Below are 10,645 nucleotides of genomic sequence, written 5' to 3' on the forward strand. Positions count from 1 at the left end.
AAGTATAGAATAATATAAATAGAAAGCGAGGTGAAAAAGATGTATCTGTGTATAAAACAGCAGTTAAAGAAAATATCTAAAGAAGACTATGAAAATCTTAGGGAATTATCTCATGTCGCTAAAAATCTATATAATTATGGACTATATAATGTAAGACAATATTATTTTGAACAAAAAGAATACCTTAACTATGAAAAAAATTATGCCATTTACAAGAATAATGAAAACTATAAGTTATTGAATAGCAATATGGCTCAACAGGTTCTTAAAGAAGTAGATGGAGTATTTAAATCATTCTTTGGATTAATTAAACTTGCTAAAAAAGGTAAATATAATTTTAGAGATATTAAGTTACCTAAATATCTTAAAAAAGATGGTTTTGCAACGTTAGTAATAGGCTTTGTAAGGATTAAGGGAATTACCAAAAAACAATCTATATTAAGAAACAATAGAAATAATAGGGTAAATGATTATATTAATAAAACTTGCAGATATATTATTAATTACTGTTTAGATAATAATATTGGTAATTTAGTAATTGGATACAATGAAACCCTTCAAAGAGATAGTAATTTAGGTAAAGTTAATAATCAAAACTTTGTTAACATACCAGTTGGCAATATAAAAGAAAAATTAGAATATCTTTGTAAATTATACGGTATTAACTTTGTAAAACAAGAAGAAAGTTATACTTCAAAAGCAAGCTTTTTTGACAATGATAATATACCTAAATATAATGCAGATAACCCAATACAAGCAACTTTTAGTGGTAAAAGAATTAAAAGAGGATTGTATAAAACTAAAAGTGGATACGCCTATAAGAATAAAGATTGCATAAATTTTTAAGTCTTATGAAGCCCCCACTTCTAAAGTGGGGGAGAGTTCACGGTTGAATTGTTATACCTATCATTTTTAAAGGTTTATCTGTCTCATTCCATACAGAGTGAACTGTTGAACCATGCACAATTATAGATTCATCCATACTTAAATTAACTTTTTCTTCCCTTATTTTTATTGTTGCTGTGCCTTCAACTACTATAAAAAAGTGATCATGTAAATGAGTATGACTTGGCTCAGGTCCACCTCCTTGCGGTTCAATATATGCAATAGAACAATCAGATATGATTCCTTTAATTTCTGAGTTTATTTTTTTAGCTTTAAAATCAAAATGATTCGGAGGTGTAATAAATTCACTCATTACTTTCCCATCCTTTCCATAATATTATATTTTAACAAGACTATTATTGTAAAATCTTAACTTGCCTCTTAATTTTACTCCAGAATTCCAACAACTTTATTTAATTTTAAAAGAGCATTAGGATTAACTTTTAATGTATAATGATCTTCTCCAGTTCCTCCATAAATAAAGGAGTTTTCTAAAAGTTGTTTATCAATTATATAAGGCAAAGGAAGTCCAAATAAAGGAACAGTGCCAACTGAAAAGCCTATAACATGCTGAACCTCACTTTTTGTTGCCAATCTTACATTAGTACATTTCATAAGTTTTTTTATCTTCTTAAAATCAACTTTTCCTTTACTTCCAGAAACAATTAGTGCGTAAAATCCAGTATTGGTATATATAATAAGTGCTGGAGATGTTTGCTCAATGGGAATTTTAAAGTAATCAGCACCTTCTTGAGCAGTATGAATTAACTTCTCATGGTGAATAAATTTAAATTCAATTTTATTTTCCGCTAAAAGATTTTTTATATTTTCCATTGTAAAATCCCCTCCTTAAAACGTACTAATAAATTTATCAAATATACAAATTACATTTACCTACAACACCTTATTAACTATTCAACTTTAATTACCAACATTTCGTTCCCACCATTCACAAATTCATAATCTACTTTTACTATTCCAATTTTATAGTTCGAAAAACATTCATCTTCCATTAACTTGTCAACGAACAGAGATTTTTCACCTTTTAAATTGACCATTGGAAACACTCTTATTTCTTTTGATGTTATTCTGGTTAACTCTTTAATAACTCTTTTGTGAAACTCATAATCCAAATATTCGTCATACATAAATAGGAAATGTGATACAAGAGCTATATTAAACTGCTTATCTTTAAAATTATTTTTAGGATATTCAGTGTTAATATACCGTACTGCTGAATTTTGTTTAAAATCCTCAATAAATCCCTTATATGCTTTTCTACGTTGCCTTTTTAAATGTTCAATGTCTTTAAAAAACTCCCACTTATATAAATCCTCAACTTCTGCCAATTTCTCCATTGTTGTTTCTAAATCTTTTGCACACTTTTCTTCTATTTCCTCAGCTGAAAAACAATAAATTCTATCAGAAGCAGTGACATCATACCCCAAAGCTTTGGCTTCTGCACAAAATGAACTAACGCCTGAAGCTACATCCAATATCTTTTCATTTTTATTAATACTACTAATATTAAACATCTTATAATATTCATCGAAAGTTCTTCCTATTAGAACAATATCCTTTAAATCTAATTTCCTTTTCATACTATCCACTCCTCACAATTATACTTTAACATTTTAATTTAAATTTAATTCATCTCCTGGCAATCCTCTTATTCCCCAATTATGTTTAGGAGTTTCAAAAATTGTTATCTCAATATCATTAGGTGAAATATTTAGTTCCTTTTGGATTCTTTCAAATAAAAGTCTTATTAGTTTCTTCTTCGCATCAATACTTCTGCCTTCAAATATACTGATCTCAATTATTGTATAGTGCTCAGTTCTTTCCTTTAAAAAATAAAAATTGTCTTTATCTAAAGGAAAAAACCTATGAAACCTTTTATTCTCAGGAAATTGAAAAGCCTCTGCCACACAAGAATGAATAATATCTGATAACTTTCCCTTAATAATATTTAAATTGTCGTTTATACCATAAACCTTAATTTGAGCCACTCTTATTCCTCCCCAAATCTTTTTATTATAAATAATGATTATTATTTTAAAAGCCATAAGTTTAACATGAATATCACCCTTTCTCATAAATAATTTTATAAACAAAAAAGCCACTTCATCCCTATATGGGACAAAGTGACTGTTATGCCACCCATATTTATTTCTTATACTAAAATAGAAAAATAGCAGTTAAAAAAGTTCTATAAAATAAAAAACACTTCACCCAAATAAGGGCAAAATGAATATTCTGCTATACCACCTTAATATAAAACCAGCTCTTTCAGGTACAGATATTACTCGATACCCTGTCCTTTTAACGGTGGACTATCCGTCTATTGCTACTACTATTTCGCATCACATCTCAGAGACCCATTCAATATAAGCTACAGTACCTGGCTTTCACTATCCCAAATTCGCTTTAACTAAATTCCTATATTTACTCTTTCTCTTCATTGACTTTTACTCTTATTTTTTACATCATATACCTATTTAGGTAAAAAGTCAATATATATTAGTCAATTTCAATCTTTTGTCCTGATTACATAGGATTAACGCTTTATACTTCTTTGTAAACAAACTCACTATATATTTTAAAAATACATTTTAAATTTTAAAGGCTTATGATATTAATTATAAGTTATATTTATCTTTATACTTTATATATTCTTTTTGTAAAAGTTCCTTATTATTTTCTGTGCCATGTGCAGGTATAAATAATGAGCATCCTGTATCTAATAACTTTTTCCAGCTACTTACCATAGCTGCTGTGTCTTCTGCATATGGTGGAAAAACTGAACCTTTAAAAACTCCAAACATTGCATCACCAACTATGGCTATTTCATTATCTATAATTACACTTATTGAACCACTTGAATGACCAGGTGTATGAATAATATATGCGTTAAAGCCTAACTCTACCAAATTAAAGTTATCATCAACAGCAATATCATAACCTGCTGGTTTGTATTTATAAAATTCTCTCAGCTTTTCTCCTAACATTCCTGTAATAAAGCCAGTTATGGGATTTGTTCCTCTTATTACTGGATTATTTCCATATTTCACAAGGTCTCCTTCACTCTTATGAACAATCAATTTAGTTTTATAATTTTCTTTTATACTATATGAGCTTTCAGCATGGTCAAAATGAGTATGCGTTAATATCAAGGCTTTCAGAGAGCTTTCATTTACCCCAATCTTATCTAATTCATTTTTTAATTGTTTCCATTTATTTTTTCTTCCAGTATCAATTAATAAATACTTGTCTCCATTAGAAATCAAAAAAGAATTACATCTTCCATTTAAAATTTCATATACCTTTTGTCCACTTTTTGTAGTCCAACATCTCATAATATTATCCTCTATACTAATTATTTTTTCTATAACCATTAATGTATTACTTATTAAACAAAATGCTAACTAAGCTGTTGAAATTCTCTAATTGAAGTTAATAATACCCCTTGCTTTACATATTTATCCTTGAATCTATCTCACTTCCAGGAGTACCTTTAATAAATCTGTTGCCTGATATAATTCTATTAAAAAATTATTATTTATCTCATGTTTTATGTATACAACAGTAAATTCCTTTTCCGCACTACTCTCAATAATTGAATTTACGTTATTAATAAGTTCATTTGAATTTTTATATGGTAGTGGTTTTCTTGCTGTTTTTCCAGTAGCATCCTCTTGTATATCTATTACAATTAATGCTTTTTTACTATTATCATATTGATTATTCAATATCTTCTACTTATATAATAATAATATAATTCTATCTTTATTATTACTATATAACTATTTTATTACAATATATCCTAAATTTAAATATCATTACTACATAAAATCTTGATGAAAGTCTTGTTCTCATATATTAATCTTTTGCAGTTATATTAGACTTTTTCATAAGCTCTTCAATGCCTAAACCACTTTGATTAATCACCTCTTTATTCATCTCCATTGCCATTCTCTTAAAATTCTCCATATACCTTTTATAATCCTCATTTAATATTGATAAATATTCACCAAATTGTTTTTGGATTGGTCCGATGACATTAATCTGCTCTTTTACTAAAGTTAACATTTCATTAAATCTATCTCTTGATTCACTTTCTTTTAAAGATTTAATAAAATGCATACTATTTTTCTCAATATCTTCTTTAGAAACATCCTTTGATAGAATCTTTTCAATTGTATTACTGGTTGATTCCTTATAGTTTTTCATATCGCCAATTTCCGCTTTATCATACCACTTTACAAAATAACTATTTTCATCTATTTCATCCATACCATCTAATAATTCAACAAGCTTTAGCCAAGCACTTTTCTTCTCCTCAGTATCAATGGTAATCTTTAAGAAAGGTTCATACATGGCAACAAATACTTCTCCAAATTTACCTGGGAATTTTCTGAGTAAGATGGTTGAAATAAGTTCCTTTTTTTCATCCATAGATAACTCTAATGTTTCTCTTAATTTCTTGATGCATTCCCCAGCAGTATCATAATCATCCAAATTCTTTTCTATTATATTTGTAATAACCAGCTTACTTTTTTCAAGCTTATCCATACTTTCATTTATTCGCTGTAAAGTATCTTTCATCACATCTGGTATACTCTTTTTTCCTTCAATTACATTTTTAATTTCAAACATGGGAATATCTACAGCTCTTAAAGCTCCAATTAAATTAAGCTTTACAATATCTCTCTCTGAATACTCTCTATAATTATTATCACAATTTTTTAACGGATGAATTAATCCTTCATCTTCATAATATTTAATTGCCCTTTTGGTTAAACCAGTTTTTTCTGATGCAACCTTAATATTCATATATAAACACCTCACCATAAATTAAAAGCATTTCCAAATTAACTTAATTATAATGGTATCCGTAAGGTGTAGGTCAAGAATATTTATTTCAATCTAAAAAACATTTATATTTTTTTAATTAAAACATAATTTTTACTTATAACTTATCACTTTATCCAAAAAACATATTATAACACTTGCAGAAGTGCTGTGGTTCATTTCCATAGCTAATACTTTTAAATAAATACTATATAGTAATGAGTTAATTATTAACTTACAATTTTTTAACTATGGGTTGCCTTATAATAGTTTTTAATTTTTCAGGTGAAGCCTTTCTTGGGTCACTTATATAAATTTCATGATGTTTTCCAACTTTAGAATAATTATTTTCTTCAATATAGTTATGAAGCCTCTCAATTGTAGGCTTTTCTTCACTATAAGGGCCTATGTGCATTATTTGTGCTACTAACCCTTCATTAATACATTTAAATCTAATTTTGGAAATTGAAGATAACTTCTTCTTTTTCTCAACTTCTGTTAATGCTTTATCAATTAAATCCTTTTCTACAAATTCAGGTTGCATGATTAATGCTGTCCAATTCCACACCTCTTTATTTTCCATAGAAAAGTCCTCTATGTTATCAGTCCACCATAATCCCTCAAGTGGTAAAACTCCATAATCTAAACCATTAATCCCTTTTTTAATCATAAACTTAACTGCATAAGAAACACTGAACAGTGCTTCTATTGCATCCCTATACTCCTGTGAAGTATTTGGGTTTCCTGAACCATCAATCACTAAATAATTTAGTTTAGGTACATTTATGATTTGAACCTTTTTTGAAGATGGATTATATAATTCCTTAAATTCTTTTTTGAAATCTATTTTACCCAAACTTAAACAACTCCTCACATTAAAATTCTTAAGTTTCAAATTATTTTGAACTTCCTTGTCAATTTCACTTATTTTGTTTTTCAAGAATTTTTTCAACAAATCAACATATTGTTTATTCATGATGGCTTTGATTTCTTCCAATTTTAGAAAATATTTATTCTACAAAACTACTTTATTTTAATTATATTATATCAATTACTTTACAATTAAAATACAAAATATTCTTTATAATCCACACTTATTTCATCTTAATGTGCCTAGGTCACTCTTATATACACTTATAATCTTAATAATCTGCTCTTTACAAATGAAAAAATAAAAAGCATGAATAATATAGTTATCTTTTACTGTATTACTTCATGCTTTATTAAACAGTATCTAATTTCAAGTATAATCCTTATTTATGACTATCTAAAACCAATTTATTGTTTATATTCTGTTATCATAACTTTAAGAGTTTTGCTATATTACCACCAAGCACCTGCTCTTTAACCATTGCATCTTTACAAACACGTTCTATAGAAAACTTAGAAACTACTAAATCTCCATAGGGAAGGTCTGAACTAAATAAACACTTTTCAGGTAATTCCTTTATTGTCATACTTAAGGCAACAACAGCATAAAAAGCTGATAGATCTATATAAATATTCTTACTTTCTTTTGCCATCTTAACTACATCAAGCCAGTTAACTCCTCCCAAATGTCCTATTATTATAGGAACATCAGGATATTTTTTTGATAAATTGAATATTTCTTTTATATCATCTAAATTTAAGGGCCAAAATGCATGAATCCAAATAGGCAAATTAGAAAAATCCTGTGATGCTTGAAATACAGTATCTAAAATTCCTATTTGACCTGAAGCTACTGTAAATTCTCCAAGACCGATAAAGTTATTTTTAATTACATATTCTTCTATCCATGAAGCAGTTTTTTCATAATCTAAGCCTACTGGTACGTTCCCAAACCCGTAAAATCTTGATGGATATTTTTCAATTATTTTATGCTGCTCCTTAATTGATGCCATTTTAGTTTCAATAGAATTTTTTTTACCAGAAATAATTTCATATAACTTATTCAATTCTTCTTCAAATTCATCTAAATTATTGGCAACTTCTGGATGTATAGAAGTTGAAAACAATATAGTTTTATCAACTCCAGCTTCATCCATTAAAGTAATATGCTTTTCTACTGGTAATACAACATGTGCATGACTATCAATTATCATCTTTATCACTCCTTAAAATTATTTCATATATGAAGTAATTTATTAAAAGAAAAACCTTATTTTTTATTAAGGTTTTCTTCTATTTTGGCAAGTAAGCTATATAATATTTCTTGCTCTTCATCACTTAAAACACCATACATATCAAATAAAAAACTTTGATACGCAACTTCCATTGTAGTTCTAACATCAATTCCTTTTTGAGTTAGGGAAACTAATGTCTGTCGTTTATCAGCAGAGTTTCTAAAGGTTACTACAAGTTCCTGTTTTTCCATTCTTCGTATTATTGTTGTCATATTGCTTGCAACACATTTTACTTTATCTGTTAACTCAGACATGGTAATACTACCTTCAAGTGGTATGTTTCTTAAAACGCCAAACTGAACTCCTGTAGCATCATATCCCGAAGTTGCATTAACAAAGCTGTTAACAGAAGCATCATTAATATGACGAATTTTCATATAAATATTACGCAACAATTCTTTTGACATATTTTTACCTCTAAATTACTTCATATATGAACTATATTCATAATAAAATTTATTCTATATTTTGTCAAGTAATGGAATACTTTTTTCTCGTGTAAATTAAATTTCTTTTAAAACATTTAGTGCATTAATAGCAGTAGGAAATCCTGAGTATGGTACTGTTTGAATAATTATCTCCTCAATCTCTTCACGAGTTAACCCTACATTTAATCCTGCTTTAATATGCACCTTTAATTGAGGTTCTACTCCACTTCTACTTGATAACATTGCTATTGTAGCAATTTCCCTTTCTCTAAGACTAAGTCCTTCTCTTGAATATATATCACCAAAAGCAAATTCAACTATGTATTTACCTAAGTCTCCTAATGGAGCTACAACGTCTTCACCCACCTTACCATCTACTTCTGATAACTTTCTTAAACCTCTTTCTAATCTTTCATTATTCATGATTTTCTCCTTTCATACTATTATAAATTTCTATTTTGTTATCTAAAAACTTAATGCTTTCATTAAGCTCTCTAACTTGATTTAATAATTTATTCTTTTGCTCTTCTAACATTTCACATCTTTCTGTAACTGTATCATTACCTTTGTATCTTAATTCTGCATAAACTTTTATTTTTTCAATTGGCATTTTTATTCTCTTAAGTTTTAATAAAAATTCAATCCATTTTAAATCTTGTTCTGAATATACCCTATTTCCACTTTCATCTCTTTCAATATTTTTTATTAATCCAACTTTTTCATAGTATCTAAGTGTATGAGAGCTTACTTGCAACTTAGCTGATACTTGTGAAATATTCATATTCCATCCACCTCTTGAATTAAATATATCACTTAGAGTTAACTCTAAGTCAAGTACATTTGTATAAATTTAATAGTAGTAAGAATCCCTTCGTAAAACAGGTGACTTTGCTACAGCCTATAAGGGCATGTTTACCTATTTTACTTATAGATCTTGTCTTTTTAGTTCTCACACGCATAGAGTGTGATTTTATTCGCTTTCTCTCATAATAAAAAGACTTATCACTCTTATGATAAGTCTCTTAAAATCATAGAAAACTCTTTAATTTAAACATTTATTCTTCATATACAGTCTATATATTATTTCTTCAAATAATGAAAATAAACCTGTAGTAATTAAGTAAATTCCTATAGCTATTGGTGCTTTAAATGTTATTAATAAGCTAACAATACTTGTTAAAATAAGAGTTATTTTTTGTACCTGTACTTCTTTAACTATTTTTAAAAATGGTATATGCGATATAAAACTTGGACTCAATGAAATCAAAGTATAAATAATTGGAATAATAAAATAGTTGTCTGGCATTTTCAAATTTGTTATCCAAGGAACAATAATAGTTCCAACATGTACTGGCATCTTATTAAATACAATAAATAATGAAGATATTATAGGCAATTGTATTAAAGTAACAAGACATCCAAACATACTCTTAGCACTTTGTTGATAGTATTTCTGTATTTCACTATCAAATTTTTCTTTATTATCTTTGTATTTTATTTTTAATTCTTCTATTTTCTTAGATAAAACTTGTTGTTGTTGAATACTATTTTTTTGTTTTAAAGACATTGGCAACAAAATAACTCTTACTAATACTGTAAGTAAAATTATACTTATTCCATAATCTCCTGTTATACTAAAAAGATAACTTAATGCAGTATTTAATATATTTAAAATGATGTTCATATAAAATCTCTCCTTATCAACATTTTGATTTACTTTAAACATCATCTTATCTAAAAATGTATACAATACCGCCATATTTCATACTTTTCATAAACTATATAATCTTTAGGATCTAACTTTTTTAAGTATCTTAATGCCTCTATAAAAATATATTTTGAAAATTTATTATTAAAATGCTTTATAGTTCTCTTATATACAGCATTGACATAGGCAAAAATACTCACAAAGCACATGAATATTAATATAATTTGTATTATTAATAAAGCATCTGTCTTCATTATGAATTACCTCTTGTTATAATCTCTATTGTATACTCCTATTAGCTCAACTATTATGAATATGAATAATATACAATTGATATTTCTATAAAAAATAAGACTATAATTTAAGATTGATAAACTAACCATATTGTTAAGGCTTCAAGTATACTTTTACCACGCTTTGTTAAAAAATATTCTACTTTCAATGGATAACTCTCAAATGTCTTTTTATCAACCATTCCAAATTCTATAAGTTCCTTCAGCTGCTCCAAAAGCATTTTTGGGTTAATACCCTTGTCCCCTGAAAAAAAAGTTCTGACACTCCCCTCACTCCCTCTCAGCCCTTATCTCTTCTATCCTTGAACCTATTCT

The 10,645-nt window shown here is 27.4% G+C and carries 15 protein-coding genes and 1 pseudogene; 1 reads left to right on the forward strand and 15 read right to left on the reverse strand.

Going from position 1 to position 10,645, the window contains the following annotated elements; all coding sequences use genetic code 11:
* Positions 1-39: 39 nt before the first annotated feature.
* Positions 40-846, forward strand: coding sequence for an IS200/IS605 family accessory protein TnpB-related protein (locus HGI79_RS18560; protein WP_185652172.1), 807 nt, complete (start codon positions 40-42; stop codon positions 844-846).
* A gap of 37 nt (positions 847-883) precedes the next feature.
* Here the strand turns inward: HGI79_RS18560 and HGI79_RS18565 are convergent, their stop codons facing one another.
* The 15 genes and pseudogenes from HGI79_RS18565 to HGI79_RS18635 all read right to left on the reverse strand — a co-directional run.
* Positions 884-1,198, reverse strand: a complete 315-nt coding sequence (locus HGI79_RS18565; RefSeq protein ID WP_185652173.1) for a cupin domain-containing protein — start codon at positions 1,196-1,198, stop codon at positions 884-886.
* 74 nt (positions 1,199-1,272) lie between these two features.
* Positions 1,273-1,719, reverse strand: a complete 447-nt coding sequence (locus tag HGI79_RS18570) for an aminoacyl-tRNA deacylase (protein ID WP_185652174.1) — start codon at positions 1,717-1,719, stop codon at positions 1,273-1,275.
* Positions 1,720-1,796: 77 nt separating this feature from the next.
* A complete protein-coding gene (locus tag HGI79_RS18575) occupies positions 1,797-2,486 on the reverse strand; it encodes a hypothetical protein (protein WP_185652175.1) in 690 nt (229 codons plus the stop codon).
* A 33-nt stretch (positions 2,487-2,519) separates the two neighbouring features.
* Positions 2,520-2,981: a tautomerase family protein gene (locus HGI79_RS18580; RefSeq protein WP_241428265.1), complete on the reverse strand. Its 462-nt coding sequence runs from the start codon at positions 2,979-2,981 to the stop codon at positions 2,520-2,522.
* A gap of 543 nt (positions 2,982-3,524) precedes the next feature.
* The gene (locus HGI79_RS18585; RefSeq protein WP_185652176.1) at positions 3,525-4,241 is read right to left on the reverse strand and encodes an MBL fold metallo-hydrolase; all 717 of its coding nucleotides are present in this window, start codon (positions 4,239-4,241) and stop codon (positions 3,525-3,527) included.
* Between the two features lie 135 nt (positions 4,242-4,376).
* A complete protein-coding gene (locus HGI79_RS18590) occupies positions 4,377-4,634 on the reverse strand; it encodes a hypothetical protein (RefSeq protein ID WP_185652177.1) in 258 nt (85 codons plus the stop codon).
* A 130-nt stretch (positions 4,635-4,764) separates the two neighbouring features.
* Entirely contained in the window at positions 4,765-5,718 is a 954-nt protein-coding gene (locus HGI79_RS18595; protein WP_185652178.1) for a MerR family transcriptional regulator, read from the reverse strand.
* A gap of 253 nt (positions 5,719-5,971) precedes the next feature.
* Positions 5,972-6,733 (reverse strand): GyrI-like domain-containing protein, encoded by a 762-nt coding sequence (locus HGI79_RS18600; RefSeq protein WP_207725847.1) that lies wholly within the window; start codon positions 6,731-6,733, stop codon positions 5,972-5,974.
* Positions 6,734-7,034: 301 nt separating this feature from the next.
* Positions 7,035-7,820, reverse strand: a complete 786-nt coding sequence (locus HGI79_RS18605) for an amidohydrolase family protein (RefSeq protein WP_185652179.1) — start codon at positions 7,818-7,820, stop codon at positions 7,035-7,037.
* 56 nt (positions 7,821-7,876) lie between these two features.
* The gene (locus HGI79_RS18610) at positions 7,877-8,308 is read right to left on the reverse strand and encodes a MarR family winged helix-turn-helix transcriptional regulator (RefSeq protein ID WP_185652180.1); all 432 of its coding nucleotides are present in this window, start codon (positions 8,306-8,308) and stop codon (positions 7,877-7,879) included.
* Between the two features lie 96 nt (positions 8,309-8,404).
* Positions 8,405-8,752 carry a carboxymuconolactone decarboxylase family protein gene (locus HGI79_RS18615; RefSeq protein WP_185652181.1) on the reverse strand — a complete coding sequence of 116 codons (348 nt, stop codon included), beginning with the start codon at positions 8,750-8,752 and terminating at the stop codon, positions 8,405-8,407.
* Positions 8,745-9,110: a MerR family transcriptional regulator gene (locus HGI79_RS18620; protein ID WP_185652182.1), complete on the reverse strand. Its 366-nt coding sequence runs from the start codon at positions 9,108-9,110 to the stop codon at positions 8,745-8,747. The genes HGI79_RS18615 and HGI79_RS18620 overlap by 8 nt, the downstream gene beginning before the upstream one ends.
* Before the next feature lie 261 nt (positions 9,111-9,371).
* A complete protein-coding gene (locus HGI79_RS18625) occupies positions 9,372-10,013 on the reverse strand; it encodes a YidC/Oxa1 family membrane protein insertase (RefSeq protein WP_185652183.1) in 642 nt (213 codons plus the stop codon).
* 50 nt (positions 10,014-10,063) lie between these two features.
* Positions 10,064-10,291 carry a hypothetical protein gene (locus tag HGI79_RS18630; protein ID WP_185652184.1) on the reverse strand — a complete coding sequence of 76 codons (228 nt, stop codon included), beginning with the start codon at positions 10,289-10,291 and terminating at the stop codon, positions 10,064-10,066.
* Positions 10,292-10,419: 128 nt separating this feature from the next.
* Positions 10,420-10,566 (reverse strand): annotated as a pseudogene (locus HGI79_RS18635) (winged helix-turn-helix transcriptional regulator); the annotation flags it as partial.
* Positions 10,567-10,645 lie beyond the last annotated feature (79 nt).

This window comes from Clostridium sp. DJ247, from assembly GCF_014231265.1.

Excerpts from the sequence above, each read along its gene's own strand:
- HGI79_RS18560 (WP_185652172.1), top strand. The coding sequence starts at position 40 with ATGTATCTGTGTATAAAACAGCAGTTAAAGAAAATATCTAAAGAAGAC.
- HGI79_RS18565 (WP_185652173.1), bottom strand. The coding sequence starts at position 1,198 with ATGAGTGAATTTATTACACCTCCGAATCATTTTGATTTTAAAGCTAAA.
- HGI79_RS18570 (WP_185652174.1), bottom strand. The coding sequence starts at position 1,719 with ATGGAAAATATAAAAAATCTTTTAGCGGAAAATAAAATTGAATTTAAA.
- HGI79_RS18575 (WP_185652175.1), bottom strand. The coding sequence starts at position 2,486 with ATGAAAAGGAAATTAGATTTAAAGGATATTGTTCTAATAGGAAGAACT.
- HGI79_RS18580 (WP_241428265.1), bottom strand. The coding sequence starts at position 2,981 with ATGAGAAAGGGTGATATTCATGTTAAACTTATGGCTTTTAAAATAATA.
- HGI79_RS18585 (WP_185652176.1), bottom strand. The coding sequence starts at position 4,241 with ATGAGATGTTGGACTACAAAAAGTGGACAAAAGGTATATGAAATTTTA.
- HGI79_RS18595 (WP_185652178.1), bottom strand. The coding sequence starts at position 5,718 with ATGAATATTAAGGTTGCATCAGAAAAAACTGGTTTAACCAAAAGGGCA.
- HGI79_RS18605 (WP_185652179.1), bottom strand. The coding sequence starts at position 7,820 with ATGATAATTGATAGTCATGCACATGTTGTATTACCAGTAGAAAAGCAT.
- HGI79_RS18610 (WP_185652180.1), bottom strand. The coding sequence starts at position 8,308 with ATGTCAAAAGAATTGTTGCGTAATATTTATATGAAAATTCGTCATATT.
- HGI79_RS18615 (WP_185652181.1), bottom strand. The coding sequence starts at position 8,752 with ATGAATAATGAAAGATTAGAAAGAGGTTTAAGAAAGTTATCAGAAGTA.
- HGI79_RS18620 (WP_185652182.1), bottom strand. The coding sequence starts at position 9,110 with ATGAATATTTCACAAGTATCAGCTAAGTTGCAAGTAAGCTCTCATACA.
- HGI79_RS18625 (WP_185652183.1), bottom strand. The coding sequence starts at position 10,013 with ATGAACATCATTTTAAATATATTAAATACTGCATTAAGTTATCTTTTT.
- HGI79_RS18630 (WP_185652184.1), bottom strand. The coding sequence starts at position 10,291 with ATGAAGACAGATGCTTTATTAATAATACAAATTATATTAATATTCATG.